This window comes from Curtobacterium sp. USHLN213, assembly GCF_037144815.1.
Classification (GTDB): Bacteria; Actinomycetota; Actinomycetes; order Actinomycetales; family Microbacteriaceae; genus Curtobacterium.
Genome location: NZ_JBBCYQ010000014.1, coordinates 1 through 16,759, shown reverse-complemented (window position 1 = coordinate 16,759; position 16,759 = coordinate 1). Strand labels below are relative to the sequence as shown.

The 16,759-nt window shown below is 72.6% G+C and carries 12 protein-coding genes; 8 read left to right on the top strand and 4 right to left on the bottom strand.

Going from position 1 to position 16,759, the window contains the following annotated elements; genetic code table 11:
- Positions 1 to 89: 89 nt before the first annotated feature.
- Positions 90 to 1,565: an amino acid permease gene (locus WFH25_RS16840; protein WP_336698666.1), complete on the top strand. Its 1,476-nt coding sequence runs from the start codon at positions 90 to 92 to the stop codon at positions 1,563 to 1,565.
- 135 nt (positions 1,566 to 1,700) lie between these two features.
- Here the strand turns inward: WFH25_RS16840 and WFH25_RS16835 are convergent, their stop codons facing one another.
- Positions 1,701 to 2,438: a LysE/ArgO family amino acid transporter gene (locus tag WFH25_RS16835; protein WP_336698665.1), complete on the bottom strand. Its 738-nt coding sequence runs from the start codon at positions 2,436 to 2,438 to the stop codon at positions 1,701 to 1,703.
- Between the two features lie 69 nt (positions 2,439 to 2,507).
- Here WFH25_RS16835 and WFH25_RS16830 point away from each other — a divergent pair, with 69 nt between their 5' ends.
- Together WFH25_RS16830 and WFH25_RS16825 are read left to right on the top strand one after the other, a co-directional pair.
- Positions 2,508 to 3,278, top strand: coding sequence for an ArgP/LysG family DNA-binding transcriptional regulator (locus WFH25_RS16830; protein WP_336698663.1), 771 nt, complete (start codon positions 2,508 to 2,510; stop codon positions 3,276 to 3,278).
- Entirely contained in the window at positions 3,235 to 3,432 is a 198-nt protein-coding gene (locus WFH25_RS16825; protein WP_336698661.1) for a hypothetical protein, read from the top strand. The genes WFH25_RS16830 and WFH25_RS16825 overlap by 44 nt, the downstream gene beginning before the upstream one ends.
- Here WFH25_RS16825 and WFH25_RS16820 read toward each other — a convergent pair.
- Positions 3,414 to 3,959 (bottom strand): TetR/AcrR family transcriptional regulator, encoded by a 546-nt coding sequence (locus tag WFH25_RS16820; RefSeq protein WP_083295158.1) that lies wholly within the window; start codon positions 3,957 to 3,959, stop codon positions 3,414 to 3,416. The genes WFH25_RS16825 and WFH25_RS16820 overlap by 19 nt on opposite strands.
- 116 nt (positions 3,960 to 4,075) lie before the next feature.
- Here WFH25_RS16820 and WFH25_RS16815 point away from each other — a divergent pair, with 116 nt between their 5' ends.
- The 4 genes from WFH25_RS16815 to WFH25_RS16800 all read left to right on the top strand — a co-directional run bounded on the left by WFH25_RS16815 (position 4,076) and on the right by WFH25_RS16800 (position 10,075).
- Positions 4,076 to 5,110 (top strand): aldo/keto reductase, encoded by a 1,035-nt coding sequence (locus WFH25_RS16815; protein WP_336698660.1) that lies wholly within the window; start codon positions 4,076 to 4,078, stop codon positions 5,108 to 5,110.
- A 345-nt stretch (positions 5,111 to 5,455) separates the two neighbouring features.
- On the top strand, positions 5,456 to 7,216 hold the full coding sequence (locus WFH25_RS16810; protein WP_071302464.1) for a glycosyltransferase family 2 protein: 1,761 nt from the start codon (positions 5,456 to 5,458) through the stop codon (positions 7,214 to 7,216).
- Positions 7,213 to 7,953 carry an HlyD family efflux transporter periplasmic adaptor subunit gene (locus WFH25_RS16805; RefSeq protein ID WP_092385340.1) on the top strand — a complete coding sequence of 247 codons (741 nt, stop codon included), beginning with the start codon at positions 7,213 to 7,215 and terminating at the stop codon, positions 7,951 to 7,953. Before WFH25_RS16810 ends, WFH25_RS16805 begins: the two co-directional genes overlap by 4 nt.
- Positions 7,954 to 7,957: 4 nt before the next feature.
- Complete coding sequence (locus WFH25_RS16800; protein ID WP_336698659.1) at positions 7,958 to 10,075, top strand: glycosyl hydrolase; 2,118 nt, start codon at positions 7,958 to 7,960, stop codon at positions 10,073 to 10,075.
- 24 nt (positions 10,076 to 10,099) lie between these two features.
- On the opposite strand, the gene WFH25_RS16795 is transcribed toward WFH25_RS16800, so the two are convergent.
- A complete protein-coding gene (locus tag WFH25_RS16795; RefSeq protein ID WP_336698658.1) occupies positions 10,100 to 10,879 on the bottom strand; it encodes a DNA-formamidopyrimidine glycosylase family protein in 780 nt (259 codons plus the stop codon).
- Positions 10,880 to 10,899: 20 nt separating this feature from the next.
- Positions 10,900 to 15,684 carry an Lhr family ATP-dependent helicase gene (locus tag WFH25_RS16790; RefSeq protein ID WP_336698656.1) on the bottom strand — a complete coding sequence of 1,595 codons (4,785 nt, stop codon included), beginning with the start codon at positions 15,682 to 15,684 and terminating at the stop codon, positions 10,900 to 10,902.
- A gap of 170 nt (positions 15,685 to 15,854) precedes the next feature.
- On the opposite strand from WFH25_RS16790, the gene WFH25_RS16785 reads away from it, so the two are divergent.
- The gene (locus tag WFH25_RS16785) at positions 15,855 to 16,493 is read left to right on the top strand and encodes a PadR family transcriptional regulator (RefSeq protein WP_071295190.1); all 639 of its coding nucleotides are present in this window, start codon (positions 15,855 to 15,857) and stop codon (positions 16,491 to 16,493) included.
- Positions 16,494 to 16,759: the final 266 nt, after the last annotated feature.

Sequence of the window (16,759 nt, the reverse complement as noted above, 5' to 3'; positions counted from 1 at the left end):
GGCCACACCCGTCCGCGGTGTTTGCGTGTCGGGGTGGTACACCAGTAATGTCGCGGGGTCCGCCGCCAGCCGATGACGGGATCCACCCCATGGCACAGAAGCTCCGCATCAAGTCGATCGAGGCCTCACTGGCCGACTCCGAGGAGCAGGGCCGGTCCCTGAAACGCTCCCTGAAGACGTTCGACATCGCCGCGATGGGGATCGCGGTCGCCGTCGGCGCCGGCATCTTCTCGGTCGGTGCGAACGCCGCCGCGAACTTCGCCGGGCCCGGCGTCATCATCTCGTTCCTGCTCGCCGCGGTCACCTGCGGCCTCGCGATCATGTGCTACGCCGAGTTCGCCTCGACGATCCCCGTCGCCGGCTCCGCGTACACGTTCACCTACGCCACGATGGGCGAGCTGCTCGCCTGGATCGTCGGGTGGGACCTCATCCTCGAGACCCTCACCGCCAGCGCCGTCATCGCGAAGTACTGGGGCATCTACCTCAGCACCGCGTTCGAGGTGTTCGGCGTCGACCTGCCGAGCACGATCCAGCTCGGGCCGATCCCGTTCACCTGGGGCCCGGTCCTGATCGTCGGCATCTTCACGGTGCTGCTCGCGTTCGGCACCCGCCTGTCGTCGCGGGTCTCGGCCGTCATCACGGTCATCAAGGTCGCCATCGTCGTGTTCGTCATCGTCGCCGGTGCGTTCTTCGTCAAGGCCGCGAACTTCACCCCCTTCATCCCGCCGGCGTCGCCCGCCCGCGGTTCGGAGGGGAGTGTCTGGACCCAGTCGCTCGTGTCCTGGTTCACCGGCTCGGAGCCCGCCCAGTACGGCGTCTTCGGCCTGCTCGCCGCGGCCTCCCTCGTGTTCTTCGCGTTCATCGGATTCGACGTCGTCGCGACCAGCGCCGAGGAGACCGAGAACCCGCAGAAGACCCTGCCGCGCGGCATCTTCATCGGCCTCGGCATCGTGACGCTGCTCTACGTCGGCGTCAGCGTCGTCATCACGGGCATGGTGTCGTACCAGCGCCTGGCCGAGGAGAAGACGCCGTCGCTGGCTTCGGCCTTCGACATCGTCGGACTGCCGTGGGCCGCCGGCATCATCGCGATCGGCTCCCTGATCGGTCTGACCACGGTCGTCATGGTGCTGCTGCTCGGCCTGTCCCGCATCGTCTTCGCGATGAGCCGTGACGGCCTGCTGCCGCGCTGGTTCTCGAAGACGAACGAGAAGACGCAGACGCCGGTGCGCGTGCAGGTCGTCGCGGGGGTCGTCGTCGCGCTGCTCGCCGGCTTCACCGCGGTCGACAAGCTCGAGGGCATGATCAACATCGGCACCCTGTCCGCGTTCGTGCTCGTGTCGATCGGGATCATCGTGCTCCGTCGTTCGCGTCCCGACGCGCCGCGTGCCTTCCGGGTGCCGTGGTCGCCGGTGCTGCCGATCGTCTCGGCGGTGCTGTGCTTCTGGTTGATGCTGAACCTCGAGGTCGAGACGTGGCTCCGGTTCGTCGTCTGGCTCGTGGTCGGGTTCGCGATCTACTTCGGGTACAGCCGCCGCAACAGCCGGGTGGGCAAGGGGCTGCAGTAGGGGCCGCGCGCGGGCGCTGGCGGGCGGGTCGAACCACGTTTCCGACACCGAACCACGCGCGGGGGCTGGTTCGGTGTCGGAAACGTGGTTCCACGCGGGCGTGGGCGCGCTCGCGCGCCGCGGCCGCGCGCCGCGTCAGGCGCCCAGTGCGAGCGCCGCGCCGAACCCGAGCATGACGAGCGCGACGAGCCCGTCGAACACGCGCCACGTCAGCGGCTTCGCGAACAACGGTCGCAGCAGCCGTCCGCCGAACCCGAGCGCGCCGAACCACAGGCAACTCGCGAGGACCGCCCCCACCGTCCACCACCACCGCTCCGCCGGCCCCTGCTGGTTCGCGACGGACCCGAGGAACACGAGCGTGTCCAGGTAGACGTGCGGGTTGGCCCACGTGAACAGCAGCATCGTCACGACGGCCGTCCGCATGGTGACGGCGCGGTCGGTCCGTCCGGGTCCAGGAGGCGCGGTGCGCGTCCGCCCCGCACCCACCGTCGCCGAGGTGGCCGGTCCCACCGCCGCGGTCGCCACCGGCACGCCGTCGTCCGCCGCCGCCGCCGACTCCACCCGCATCGCCGCGCCGGACGGCCACAGCGCCCGCCGAGCCGCGAGCACCCCGTAGGTCACCAGGAACGCCGCACCGACGAAGCGGATCACCACGAGCGCCACCGGGAACCGCTCGACCACGACCCCGACGCCGAGCACCCCCGCGAGGATCAGCACGGCATCCGAGAGCGCGCAGACCACCACCGCCGCTGCCACGACCCGTACCGACGAGGTCACCGCGAGCCGGAGCAGGTACGTGTTCTGCACACCGATCGCCACGATGAGCGCGAGCCCGGTACCGAGGCCCGCGAGCAGGGGGAGGAGTATGGTCACGGTCCGACCGTACGGCCGCGGCCACGTGCAGAACAGCTCACGTTCCTGATGCTGCGTAAGCTCAGCTGCATGCCACGACTGCAGCGCGAACACCTCGAGACCCTGCTCGCCGCGGTCGACCACGGGACGCTCGACGCCGCGGCCAGAGCGCTGTCGATCACGCCGTCGGCGGTGTCGCAGCGCATCAAGTCGATGGAGCAGCAGGTGGGCCGGGTGCTCCTGCAGCGGACGACGCCGGTCCGCCCGACCCCCGACGGCGAGGTCGTCCTCCGTCACGCACGACAGGCCCAGTTGCTCGACGAGGAGACCACCCGGGCGCTCGGCGGCGGCGACTCGGTCGTCCCGTCGATCCCGCTCGCGGTGAACGCCGACTCGCTGGGCACCTGGTTCCTCGACGCGCTCGCCCTCGTGCGTGCCGACACCGAGGTCGTGTTCGACCTCCACCGCGAGGACCAGGACCGCACCGCCGAACTCCTCCGCGCGGGCACGGTGATGGCGGCGGTCACGGCCGAGGCCGAGCCGGTGCAGGGGTGCTCCTCGGTGCCGCTGGGGATCGACCGGTACCGGGCCGTCGCCTCCCCGTCGTTCGTCGCCCGGTACCTGCCGGGTGTCGACAGTGAGCAGCGGATGACACGGCTCCTCGACCGGGTGCCCCTCGTGGACTACGACCGCGACGACGACCTGCAGCAGGGGTACCTGCGGCGGGTGCTCGGCCACGCACCGTCCGGGCCGCGGCACTTCGTCCCGACCTCGGCGGACTTCCCCCGGTGCGGTGTCGCTCGGCTTCGGCTGGGGGATGCTGCCGGAGGCCCAGTGCCTCGATGCCCTCGACCGGGGTGACCTCGTCGAGCTCACTCCCGGGCGTCGGGCGGACGTGGCGCTCTGGTGGCAGCGCTGGAACCTGGCCTCACCGCTGCTCGAGCGCGTGACCGAGGCCGTCCGGGTGACCGCGGCCGAGCGGCTCCACCCCGCCGGTCAGGCCGTCGCGCGGTAGCGGAGCCCGTCCACGAGCAGCCCGACGAGCAGCTGGCTCTGCTCGATCGTCGGAGCACCGTGGCACAGGTCGGCCACCGCGTGCAGGAGCTGCTGCGCGTCGACGTCGGGGCGGATCGTCCCCGCGGCCGCCGCTGCGTCGAGGAGCCCACCGAGGGCGCCACCGAGCCGCGCGAGGAAGTAGTCCGGCAGCGCCTCGAACGCCGGGTCGCCCGAGTGCAGGGCGGCGGCGAGCCCGCGCTTCGTCGCGACGAACTCGGTGAACCGCTGCAACCACAGGGCGAGCGCCTCGTCGGGGGCGTGCGCGGCGGCGAGCTCGTCCGCGGCGGCCGCCGTCGACTCGACCGCCCGCTGGAACACCGCGACGACGAGGTCCGAGCGCTGCGGGAACCGCCGGTACAGCGTGCCGACGCCGACTCCGGCCCGGTCCGCGATCAGCTTCGCGGGGGCGTCCACCCCGTCGGTCGCGAAGACGGCCTTGGCGGCGTCGGTCAGGGCGTCGGCATTGCGTCGGGCGTCGGCGCGCACGGAGTCCTCCTCTTGCGTAAACGGAAAGCCGTTCCGTATAGTTCCGGAAGAGCGTTCCACTTCGGGCCACGATACGGCACCGACACCCGGAACGCCATCGACAGGAGGAACCGCACATGCAGTACCGCACCCTCGGCCGCACCGGCATCCAGGTCAGCCCCTTCGCCCTCGGCGCCATGATGCTCGGCACCGACGGCAGCATCGGCAACGGCGACGAGCAGGACTCGATCCGCATCGTCCACCGCGCACTCGACGCGGGCATCAACTTCATCGACACCGCCGACCGCTACTCGCAGGGCGGCTCGGAGGAACTGCTCGGCAAGGCGCTCGCCGGCCGCCGGGACGACGTCGTCATCGCCACCAAGTTCAACGGCCCGATGGGCGACGACCCGAACCGGCGCGGCAACTCCCGGCGGTGGATCACGCAGGCCGTCGAGGGGTCGCTGCGGCGCCTCCGGACCGACCACATCGACCTGTACCAGGCGCACCGACCCGACGACACGGTCGACCTCGAGGAGACCCTGTCCGCCCTGACCGACCTGATCCGCAGCGGCAAGGTCCGGGCGATCGGCAGCTCGGACTTCCCCGCGTCGATGCAGGTCGAGGCGCAGTGGACGTCGGAGCGCCGCGGGCTCGAGCGCTTCCGGACGGAGCAGCCCACGTACTCGATCCTCAACCGCGGCATCGAGCGCGAGGTCCTCCCGGTCGTCCAGCGGTACGGCATGGGGTCCCTCGTGTGGAGTCCCCTCGCCGGCGGCATGCTGACCGGCCGCTTCCGGAAGGGGCAGGACACCGACCTCGCCCGCGCGACCATGTTCCGGCACAACCGCGACGAGCGACGGATCGACGCCGTGGAACAGGTGGTCGCACTGTCCGAGGAGACCGGCATCCGGATGACCCACCTCGCGATGGCCTTCGCGATCGCGCACCCCGGCGTCACGAGCGCCCTCATCGGCCCGCGCTCCGTGGAGCAGCTCGACGACCTGCTCGCCGGCGCCGACGTGGTGCTCCCCGACGAGGTCCTCGACCGCATCGACGCGATCGTCCCGCCGGGCACCGACGTCGGAAGGCTCGACCAGCAGTACCAGCCGCCGGCCGTGCTCGACGCCACCCTGCGCCGACGCCCCGCCGCGGGACGCTCCGCGGCCTGACGTCGCGTCGGGGGCGGCCGCTTGCGGGAAACCGCACGATCGCCGCCCCCGGGGCCGTGTTCACACGTTCGTCACGCAACCGGCCCGATCGCGGCCCTACGATCGCAGAACCGACGGCGACGGGCCGTCGACCGCACGACCGCACCACGACACGACACACCGAACACCGCGACCGCACCCACGGTCGTGAGCACCGCCGGCGCAGGATCCCTAGTCCCTCGCCGGCCGGACCTCCCGAGGGTCCGGATCCATGTCGCCGCAGCCGCCGACGCCCGTCTCACGATGCGTCGGCGCCTGCGCCCGACCACGCGTGAGTCCTCTCCGAACCCGACAGGAGACCACGCCATGTCCGCACCACCCGACGTCCGTCGTACCCAGACGCCACTCCGAGCACCAGAGGCGACCGACGAGCTGCAGTCCTTCGACTTCCAGCTCCCGGCACCGCTCACGCCGCGCGACCGCGAGCGCGCCCGACGCCGCCGGCAGACCGAGCCGGTGCCCTACGTCCGACCACGTGCCGAGAGCCGGGCGCACAGCCCCGTGATGGTCCTCATCGTGCTCGTCGCCACGCTCGGCGTGATGGCGTACGCGGTGTTCCTCCTCGACCCGGCGAACCGGGGCGACTTCCTGCCGTACGGGCTCGTGATCGTCGCCGAGAGCGTGCTCGTGGGGCAGGCGCTCCTGTCCATGTGGACGATCCTGTCCGGCGGCTCCGATCCCCGGGACTTCGCGTTCCACCACACCCAGGACACCCTGTTCGACCGCGACACCATCGCCCGCAGCGGCGCCGCCGACCAGCCCCACCGCTGGCCGATGCACGTGCGCGGACGCCGGGTGGACGTCGACGTCTTCATCACCGTCTACGGCGAGGAGCTCACCAAGGTGGCCGCGACCGTGCAGGCCGCGGTGGCCATGCGCGGAGAGCACCGCACGTGGGTGCTCGACGACGGGCGGAGCGACGAGGTGCGGGCGCTCGCCGAGGAGCTCGGCGCCCGGTACGTCCGTCGACTGTCGTCGCACGGCGCGAAGGCGGGCAACATCAACCACGCGCTGACGCTCGCCAAGGGCGACTACTTCGCGGTCTTCGACGCGGACTTCGTGCCGAAGCCGGACTTCCTGTTCGAGACCGTGCCGTTCTTCGCCGACGACGGGATCGCCTTCGTGCAGACCCCGCAGTCGTACGGCAACCTCCACAACCTCGTCTCGCGGGGTGCCGGGTACATGCAGACGGTGTTCTACCGGTTCATCCAGCCCGGCCGGAACCGGTTCAACGCGGCGTTCTGCGTCGGGACGAACGTCATCTTCCGCCGCGAGGCCATCGACGAGATCGGCGGCATGTACACCGACTCGAAGTCCGAGGACGTCTGGACGAGCCTGATGCTCCACGAGCGCGGCTGGAAGACCGTCTTCATCCCGATGACCCTCGCCGTCGGGGACGCCCCGGAGACCATCGAGGGCTTCACCAAGCAGCAGCTCCGGTGGGCCACGGGCGGCTTCGAGATCCTGCTCACGCACTTCCCGTTCCGCCCGAAGCACCGGCTGACGATGGACCAGCGGCTGCAGTACCTCGTCACCGCGAGCTTCTACCTGACGGGCATCGTCCCCGGGCTCCTCCTGCTCGTGCCGCCGCTCGAGATCTACTTCGACCTGCGCCCGATGAACCTGACGATCGGGGCCGGCGAGTGGGTGCTGTTCTACCTCGGCTTCTACGGCGCGCAGGTGCTCCTCGCGTTCTACGCCCTCGGGTCGTTCCGGTACGAGACGCTCCTGCTCGCCGCGGTCTCGTTCCCGATCTACGCGAGCGCGCTCTGGAACGTCGTCTGCGGCAAGGAGCAGGCGTGGCACGTCACCGGCGCCTCCCGTGGTCGGACGCCCTCCCCGTTCAACTTCATCGTCCCGCAGGTGCTCGTGTTCGTGTTCCTGGCGTTGACGAGCGTCGTGGCGGTCTGGCGTGACCTCGACAACGGGCAGCTGACGCTCGCGACGGCCTGGAACACCACGAACACCCTCGTGTTCCTCGCGTTCATCATCGCCGCGTTCCGCGAACAGGCCCGGAACCGCGTGACGGACCGGCTGACCGCGATGCTGGACGGGGTGACGGCATGACCTGGACGAACCGACTCCGGCTGTTCGCGGGACTCATCGTGGTGCTCGTGGTCGTGGCGGCGTGCACGCTCGTCTTCAACCAGCGGCAGAGCGCCGTGGCGAGCACCTCGGCGGCGATCGCCGCGCAGGAGTACGCCGTCGGAACCGACTACGGCGGGACCGTCACCGAGGAGTACGTCGAGGAGGGCGACACCGTCCGGAAGGGCGACCAGCTCCTGCAGGTGCAGAGCCTCCAGCTCGCGCAGGACATCCGGAAGGGCGTCGTGGGCGCGAACACGCAGACGAGCGCGTACGACATCGGCGCCGACGGCTTCATCACGTTCAAGGCCGAGGTCTCCGGTACCGTCGCCAAGGTCGACGTGAAGACCGGCGGATACGTCCAGGCCGGCTCCGAGCTCGGCACGATCCACAAGGAGGACAGCCTCTTCGTCACCTCGAGCTTCATCGTGACGGCCCGGGACTACGGGCGGATCCGGAACGGCGCCGCGGTCGACCTCGTGCTCCCGAACGACACGACGATCCGGGGCACCGTGAAGAGCGTCAGCGTCGAGACCAACGACCAGGGACAGGCGAAGACCACGGTCGACGTCGAGAGCCCCGAGCTCTCCGCGTCGCCGTCGAGCGGGATCACGAGCCCCGGGACGCCGGTGGACGCCACCCTGCACCTGCGGGACGACGGCCGGCTCGCGGGCGTCACGGACCTCGTCCGTGACTTCGCGCGGCAGATCGGACTGTAGCCCCATGCTCCGGCTGCCTCGGTCTGCCCGTCGCGACCAGGCGCCGGACGCGCGCCGTCGGGTCGGCGTGCGCCGTGCCTCCAGGCTGTCCACCAGCGTCACCGTCGTGACGGCCGTCGCGATGCTCGTGACCGCGTGCACCGGTCCTGGAGGCACGGATCACCCCGGCGAGACCACCTCGCCCACCGCGAACGGTGCGGCACAGGCGCGCGCGGTCGCCGCTCTCGGCGACGTCGCGTCGTCGAAGGCGGGCGCGATGCGCCTCGCCGACGGCCTGCTGCCGCCGACGAACCGCTGGTTCTCCGGACTCGTCTTCGGCGCGGCACCGCAGCCGGTGTTCCCCAGCCCGATCTCGTGGCAGGTGACCGACGACGGCTTCGCGGCCGGGCTCCCCACCGTCACGGCCACCGAGAAGACCATCGCCGGCGGCGCGACGCAGCAGGTCGGACTCGACCTCGGTGCGACCTCGACCCTGGTGTCCGCCTACGACTCGGTGTCCGTGACCGTCGAGCACCGTGACGGCTCCACCGTCCTCGGGCACACGGTGATCGCCGAGGGCTCGCCGCTCGTGACGTACACCGCCGCGCGTGCCGGCACCGTCACCGCGACCTCGCCCATCGACGGCACCGGGGACGGTACCGGGACCGTCACCAGCGGCGGCCGGACCTGGCAGCTCGTCGTCCGCGACGGGACGATCGACGGCGACGCGATCGACCTGCGGTCCGGCGGCAGTGTCGTGCTCCTGCCGGTCCCGGACGGCGCGACCGCGGCACAGATAGCCAGACTCGTCGCCGCCGCCCGTCCGCTCACGGGGGTCGCGCTCGACCGCAGCGCCTCGCGGGGGAAGCAGCGCACGACGCTCACGTACGACTTCGGCTCCGGCGACCGGGGCGTGCTCGTCCCGCAGTCGGGGCAGGGCACGACCGGCCTGGAGTGCACCGGCCTGCACTACGAGACCGTCCAGGGACCGGCCCCGGTCTGCACCGGCACCGCCCTGCGGTTCGCGGTCGACACGGTCCGGCCATCGGACACCCTCGACCTGTCGGGGCTGTCGTCCGCGGAGCGAGCGGCGCTCGTCACCCAGGTCCGCGCCGACGCGTCCACGGTGGATGCCTCGTCGTACGCCGCGGACAGCTACGGCGGTGGGAAGGACCTGTACCGCGTCGCGAACCTGTACCGGCTCGCGACGCAGCTCGACCTCGCGTCGGTGGCGGACGCGCTGAAGACCTCGGTCGTCGACGAGCTCGACCAGTGGTTCGACCCCGCTGGGTGCGGGACCCGCACGGCGCGGTGCTTCGCCTACGACCCCACGCTGCACGGACTCGTCGGGCAGGAGGCCTCGTTCGGCTCCGACGAGTTCAACGACCACCACTTCCACTACGGCTACGTCCTGTCCGCAGCCGCGGTCCTCGCCGCCGACGACCCGGCGCTCGTCAGCCGGTGGCGGACCGTGGCCGACCTCGTCGCCGCGGACATCGCCTCGCCGGAGGGCACCGCCTCGTTCCCGGCGCTCCGCGTCTACGACCCGTACGTGCAGCACTCGTGGGCGTCCGGGTTCTCGCCGTTCGCGGACGGCAACAACCAGGAGTCGTCGTCCGAGGCCGTCTCGGCGTGGAACGGCGTCGCGCTGTGGGGAGCGGTGTCCGGCTCGTCGTCGGGGTCGTCGTCGGGGTCGTCGTCGCTCCGGTCGATCGGGACGTGGCTGCTCTCGAACGAGGCGGCCTCGGCCGCGCGGGACGTGCTCGACCCGGACCTGTCCGCGTTCCCGGAGTTCCGGCACCGGGTGGTCTCGCTGACCTGGGGCGGCAAGCGCGACCACGCGACCTGGTTCAGCGCCGCGGCGGCCGCGCCCGCGGGGATCGAGCTCATCCCGATGCCGGCCGTGGCCGCCTCGTACGTCGACGCCGGCGGGGCGGCGCAGATCCGCCGGGTGCTGGCCGAGGCCGTGCCGGACGGCAGGTACGACGTCCAGTTCGGCGACTACCTGCTCATGTACCGGGCGCTGGCATCACGGGCCGATGCGGCCACGGCGCTGCGGGAGGCGCGGGCGTTGCCGGACGCGGTGGTCGACTCGGCGAACTCGCGGTCGTACATGCTGGCGTGGATCATGTCGCGCGCGTAGCGCCGGCGCGGTCGCTGCGCCCGGTCAGGACTGGCAGCGCGGGCACCAGTACGTGTCCCGCAGGGTCAGCTCCGACTCACCGAGCTCCCCGTACCGGATCGGCGTCCCGCAGCGCAGGCACGGCTTCCCCGCCCGGCCGTACACCCAGAAGCGCCGACCGGGCCGATCGACCCCGGTGGTCACGCGGGCACTGCGGTCACGGTTGGCGAGGATGAGCCGGCTCGCCAGGGCGATCATCCGCGCCGGGTCGTGCACCTCGCGCACCGGACGGGTCGGCAGGACTCCGCGCAGGAAGCACAGCTCGTTGCGGTAGACGTTCCCGAGGCCGGCGAGCACCCGCTGGTCGAGCAGTGCGAGGCCGACCGGACGATCAGGGTCCCGCGTCAGGTTCGCCAGCGCGAGGTCGGCGTCCCAGTCGGGACCGAGCAGGTCGGGGCCGAGGTACCCGACGATCTCGGACTCCTGGTCGCGGGGGACGACCTCGAGCACCCCGAGCGCGAAGCCGACCGTCGAGACCTCCGCAGCGTCGAGCACCACCCGTGCCTGGTGTGCCGGGCGACGCCAGCGGTCCCCGGGTGCGTAGACGTCCCACCGCCCCTCCATCTTGAGGTGCGAGTGCACGGTGAGGTCGCCGATCCGGTGGAGCAGGTGCTTGCCACGCGGGACGACCTCGTCCACCGTGCGGCCGACGAGGTCGAGCGTGGCGAAGGCCGGCACCCGGAAGTCGCTGCGGGTGAGGACCTTCCCCGCCAGTGCGGCGTGGAGCCGACGGGCGGCACGGAAGACGGTGTCGCCCTCAGGCACCGGGCACCCCCGTCGTGCGTTCAGACACGGAGACGCAGCCCCTGCGGCGTGGCGGTGAACCCGGCTTCGCGCAGCGCCGAACCGAGCGGGGTCTCGAGGACGAAGTCCCCGTCCACCCGCTCGACCGAGAGCTTCCGCAGGCCGCTCCGCACGGTCGCGGCGATCGACGCCGCCGCCACGGCGAGGTCCGCCGGGTCGTCGGTGAAGGTCAGCACCGACTTGCCACCGCGTTCGACGTACACCGCGAGGTGCCCGTCGACCGTCGTGACGAGCGCACCCGCCTTGCGCCCGGGCCGGTGCCCGCGGCCCGTCGTCTTCGCGGGGGCGGAGTCGGCGGCCCCGCCGGGACGACCAGCGGTACCGTCGGAGCTGCCCGGACCGTCGTCGTCGGGCCCGGCGGCGGTGTCGGACGGCCACGGCAGCGATGCCCCGTACGCGTTCGCCGGGTCGGTCGCCGCGAGCGTCAGGGCATCACGCGACCGGTCCGGGTCGGCCCGTTCGTCGTCGTCGATGTCGCGCGCGTACGTGCGGAGCCGGTCGACGGTGGGCCCCGTCGCGAACTGCGCGGCGCCGAGGCCCTCGACGAAGTAGCCCCGGCGGGCCCGGCCGGACTCCTCGAAGCGGGAGAGCACCCGGTACACGCCGGCGAACCCGCCCCGGACGCCCTCGACCTGCACGGCGCCGCGGGTGACGACGCCGTACCGCTCGAGCAGCTGTTCGGCGGTCGCAGCGGCACGGACGGTCGCGTCGGACTCGGCGAGGGGGAGCAGGGACCACCGGCCGCCGACGGACGGCGGACCGGACTGCGTCGGCATCGTCGGCCGACGACGCCCGCGGTACGCCCGTGCGCGGGGTGCGCTCGAGCTCTTCGCCTTCCCACCGAGCATCGCGCGCAACGGCGCGAAGGTGTCGTTCGTGATCTGCCCGGCCCACACCAGGTCCCACAGTGCGGTCGACAGGGCGGTGTCGTCGGTGCTGCCCACGGCCTGACCGAGCTGCCGGAAGAAGTACGCGCCGCCGCCCGCGAGCGCACCGAGCACGTCCCGCTGGAGCTCGGTCGTCTCGTCGCCGGAGGGCTCCGCCAGGGTCGTGGCCGCGGTGTCGGCGAGGTGCAGGCGGATCCAGCCGTCGTTGCCCGGCAGGGTGCCGCCGCCGGACCAGAGGACCTCGCCCGTGGCGGTGAGCTCGTCGAGCATGCTCGGCGCGTAGTCGCCGACGCGTGCCGGCAGCACGAGGGTCTCCCACGCGCTCGCGGGCAGTGCCACCCCGGCGAGCTGGTCGACGACCTGGAGCACCCCGTCGACGCCACGCAGCCCACCGCGGGTGCCGGCGGTCCGGACGTGCTGCCACGCGGGCAGGAACCGCGCGAGGGCGTCCGGCGCGACCGGCTCGACCTCGTGCCGGAGCGCCGCGAGCGACTTCGTGCGGATGCGGCGGAGCACCTCGGCGTCGCACCACTCGGCACCCTGGCGATCGGGACGGAACTCGCCCTCGACCACGCGACGGTCGGCGACGAGGCGGCGCAGGGTGTCCTGCACGACGGCGATCCCGAGCCCCAGCCGTCCGGCGGCGTCCTGCGCGGAGAACGGCCCGTGCGACCGGGCGTACCGGCCGACCAGGTCGCCGAGCGGATCGGCCACCGGTTCGACGAACGCCGTCGGCACGCCGATCGGCAGGGGCACCCCGAGGGCGTCGCGCAGGCGGGAGGCATCCTCGATCACGGCCCACCGGGTCGCACCGGCGTGCGAGAACGCGAGCACGCGGCGGTCTCGCTCGAGCGCGGCGAGCACGGTCTGCACCTCGGTCGTCGCTGCGGCGCGGTCGTCCGCCTCCGCCAGCCAGCTCCGGTCCACGATCTCGTCGAGGTCGAGCGCGCCCACGAGCCGCAGGACGTCGACGATCCCCTCGGCGTCGCGCGCCCGGCGGTCCGGCGAGAGCCGCTGCAGGTCACGCTCGACCGAGGCGATGACCGCCGGGTCGAGCAGCTCGCGGAGTTCGGCACGACCGAGCAGCTCGCCGAGCAGCGTCGAGTCGAGGGACAGTGCGGCCGCCCGACGCTCGGCGAGCGGGGAGTCCCCCTCGTACATGAACGCGGCGACGTACCCGAAGAGCAGCGAGCGCGCGAACGGCGACGGCGTCTCCGTCTCGGTCTCGACCAACCGGATGCGCCGGCCCGCGATGTCGTCAGCGATCCCCAGCAGGGCGGGCACGTCGTACACGTCCTGGAGGACCTCGCGCACGGTCTCGAGCACGATCGGGAAGGTCGGGTACTTCTGGGCGACCTCGAGCAGCTGCGAGGCCCGCTGCCGCTGCTGCCAGAGCGGGGACCGCTGCCCGGGGTTCCGGCGGGGCAGCAGGAGCGCCCGCGCGGCGCACTCACGGAAGCGCGCGGCGAACAGCGCCGACGCCCCGACCTCGTCCGTCACGAGCGCTTCGAGGTCGTCCCGCTCGAACACGAACAGGTCGGCGCCGGGAGGCTCGGCATCGGTCTCGGGGATGCGCACGACGATCCCGTCGTCGGCGGCCATGGCGTCGCCGTCGATCCCGTGGCGCTCACGGAGTCGTGCGGCGACGGCCAGGGCCCACGGCGCGTGCACCTGCATGCCGTACGGCGAGTGCAGGATGAGCCGCCAGTCGCCGAGCTCGTCACGGAAGCGTTCGATCACGAGGGTCGTGTCGTTCGGCACGTGTCCGGTCGCGGCGCGCTGGTCGCGGAGGAAGGTGAGCAGGTTCGTCACGGCCCGTTCGTCGAGCCCGCCGGCGGCGACCCTGGCGCGTGCGTCGTCGTCGGAAGCCCCCTCGACCTCGCGCACGAAGGCCCCGGTGGCACGGCCGAGTTCCGCGGGGCGACCGATACCGTCGCCCTTCCAGAACGGCACGCGACCCGGCTGCCCGAACGCGGGGCTGACGATCACCCGGTCGTGGGTGATCTCCTCGATGCGCCAGCTCGTCGCACCCAGCGCGAAGACGTCGCCGACGCGGGACTCGTAGACCATCTCCTCGTCGAGCTCGCCGACGCGTGAGGCCTTCTCGCCGACCATGAACACGCCGAACATGCCGCGGTCGGGGATCGTCCCGCCGCTGGTGACCGCGAGCCGCTGGGCACCCGGACGCCCGGTCAGGGTGCCGTGCACGCGGTCCCACACCAGGCGCGGGCGGAGCTCGGCGAACTCGTCGCTCGGGTAGCGCCCGGTCACGAGGTCGAGCGTGGCCTCGAACGCGGAGCGGGGCAGACCGCTGAACGGGGCGCTCCGCCGCACGAGCTCGAACCAGTGCTCGACGTCGACCGTGTCGATCGCCCCCGCTGCCACGGTGTGTTGCGCGAGGACGTCGAGCGGGTTCGCCGGCACCGAGATCGACTCGATCTGCCCGGCCACCATCCGCTCGACCGTCACGGCGCTGTTCACCAGGTCGGCGCGGTGCTTCGGGAACAGCACGCCGCGGGAGATCTCGCCGACCTGGTGCCCGGCGCGACCGACGCGCTGGAGACCGCTCGCGACCGAGGGCGGCGCCTCGACCTGCACGACGAGGTCGACCTCGCCCATGTCGATGCCGAGCTCGAGCGAACTCGTCGCGACGACGCAGCGCAGTCGACCGGACTTCAGGTCGTCCTCGATGATGGCGCGCTGGTCCTTCGAGACGGAACCGTGGTGGGCGCGGGCGAGCACCGGCACGGCGGCGTCGGAGCCCCCGCCACCGATCTGCCCGGACGCGCCGATCACCTGCGCCGGGGGCCGCTTCGTGCCCTGCGGGGCGACGGCGTGCGCCGAGGTCCGTGCCGGCGACTGCGGACGCCCGCGCGCGACCGGCAGGCCGTCGTCGGCGGGGGTGGCACCGGCCGGCACCAGCGCCCCGTCACCGACCGAGCCCGCCGCCGCGAGCACGCGTTCTTCGTGGATCTCGTTCAGCCGTGCCGTCAACCGCTCGGCCAGGCGGCGGGAGTTCGCGAACACGATGGTCGACCGGTGTTCCTCGACGAGGTCGACCACGCGTTCCTCGACGTGGGGCCAGATCGACCCGTTCGTCGGTGACTCGGTCGCGTCCGCACCGACGGGCGGTGCACCGAGCTCGGCCATGTCGTCGACCGGCACGACGACCCGCAGGTCGAACGTCTTCTGCGCCGGCGGGGCGATGATCGACACCGGTGCGCGTCCGCCGAGGAACCGCGCCACCTCTTCCGGGGGGCGCACCGTGGCCGACAGCCCGATGCGCTGCACGGGCTTCTCGAGCAGGTCGTCGAGTCGTTCGAGCGAGACCGCCAGGTGGGCGCCGCGCTTGGTGGACGCGACGGCGTGCACCTCGTCCACGATGACGGTGTCGACGTTCACCAGGGTCTCGCGCGCCTGCGAGGTGAGCATGAGGTACAGCGACTCCGGCGTCGTGATGAGGATGTCCGGCGGCTGCCGCAGCAGCTTCTGCCGATCGGACGACGGGGTGTCACCGCTGCGGACCCCGACCGTGACGTCGGGCGGTTCGAGCCCGAGGCGCCGTGCGGTCTGGGTGATGCCGACGAGCGGGCTGCGCAGGTTCCGTTCGACGTCGACGCCGAGGGCCTTCAGCGGGGACACGTAGAGCACCCGGGTGCGCTGCTTCGCGGGTGGACGGTCGGTCGAGCTGATGAGTCGGTCGATCGACCACAGGAACGATGCCAGCGTCTTGCCGGACCCCGTCGGGGCGATCACGAGCGCGTGCTGCCCGGTGGAGACGGCGTCCCACGCACCGGCCTGCGCCGGGGTCGGTGCGGCGAAGGCGCCGCGGAACCACTCCGCGGTGGCGGGGGAGAAGCGCTCGAGGACGTCCGTCATGGTCCGTCCCATCCTGCCCGTCACCACCGACAGCGGCCCGTGCGGACGTACCCCTTGACAGAGCGATAGTTACCGATCTATCGTTAACACATCGCGATACGACGAAGACGATTCCAGTCAGACCGCTCGCGAGCCGACTCAGCACGACGGAAGGACGCATCATGCGACCCATGCACAACGACTTCGACACCACCCAGCACCCGCGCGGCCCCCGCTTCGGCGGCGCGCGGCAGCACCACGGCGCCGGCTTCCCCGGCCGCGACCGCGGTGACCACGACCACGGCGGACGCGGCGGTTTCGGCCCCGGCTTCGGTCGCGGCTTCGGACCCGGCTTCGGCGGTCCGGGGTTCGGCGGTCCCGGCTTCGGCCGCGAACGCCGTCGCCGCGGCGACGTCCGCCTCGCGATCCTCGGCCTGCTGGCCGAGGGTCCGCAGAACGGCTACGCCGTCATCAAGACCATCGCCGAACGCACCGGCGGCGCCTGGAAGCCGAGCCCCGGTTCGGTCTACCCGACGCTCCAGCAGCTCGTGGACGAGGACCTCGTCGTCTCCACGGGTGACGGCCGGAAGACGCTCTTCGAGCTCACCGACGCCGGCAAGGCCGAGGCAGAGGCGAAGGCGGACGAGATCGCCGCGGCCTTCGACGCGCCGGGCCTCCCGGACTCGTCGCGCGAGTTCATCGAGGCGCTCCGGAAGACCATGGGCGTCCTGCACATGTACCGCACCAGCGCGACGGAGGAGCAGGCGAAGGCGGCGACCGCCAAGATCGACCAGCTCCGCAAGGACCTCCTGCAGATCCTCGCCGACTGACGTCGGAACCCCGTGACGGGGGGGGGGGGGGGGGGGGGGGCGCCCCCCCCCCCCCCCCCCCCCGGCGCGGGGGGCGGCGGGGGCGGGGGGGGGCCCGCGCCCCGCGGCGGCGGGCCCGCCCCCCCCCCCCCTCTCCCCCCGGCCCCGCCGCCGCGCGCCCCCCCCCCCCCCCCTGCCGCGGGCGCGGGGGGCCCCCCCCCCCCCCCCCCTCCCGTCCGTCGTGTGGTCGCGACCCGGGCCGCGCTTCGTGAGCAGGAACGGTCGGG

Coding starts and splice junctions, on each gene's coding strand:
- WFH25_RS16800 (WP_336698659.1), top strand. CDS start 7,958: ATGCTCCGGCTGCCTCGGTCTGCCCGTCGCGACCAGGCGCCGGACGCG.
- WFH25_RS16830 (WP_336698663.1), top strand. CDS start 2,508: ATGCCACGACTGCAGCGCGAACACCTCGAGACCCTGCTCGCCGCGGTC.
- WFH25_RS16840 (WP_336698666.1), top strand. CDS start 90: ATGGCACAGAAGCTCCGCATCAAGTCGATCGAGGCCTCACTGGCCGAC.
- WFH25_RS16815 (WP_336698660.1), top strand. CDS start 4,076: ATGCAGTACCGCACCCTCGGCCGCACCGGCATCCAGGTCAGCCCCTTC.
- WFH25_RS16790 (WP_336698656.1), bottom strand. CDS start 15,684: ATGACGGACGTCCTCGAGCGCTTCTCCCCCGCCACCGCGGAGTGGTTC.
- WFH25_RS16805 (WP_092385340.1), top strand. CDS start 7,213: ATGACCTGGACGAACCGACTCCGGCTGTTCGCGGGACTCATCGTGGTG.
- WFH25_RS16825 (WP_336698661.1), top strand. CDS start 3,235: ATGCTGCCGGAGGCCCAGTGCCTCGATGCCCTCGACCGGGGTGACCTC.
- WFH25_RS16785 (WP_071295190.1), top strand. CDS start 15,855: ATGCACAACGACTTCGACACCACCCAGCACCCGCGCGGCCCCCGCTTC.
- WFH25_RS16810 (WP_071302464.1), top strand. CDS start 5,456: ATGTCCGCACCACCCGACGTCCGTCGTACCCAGACGCCACTCCGAGCA.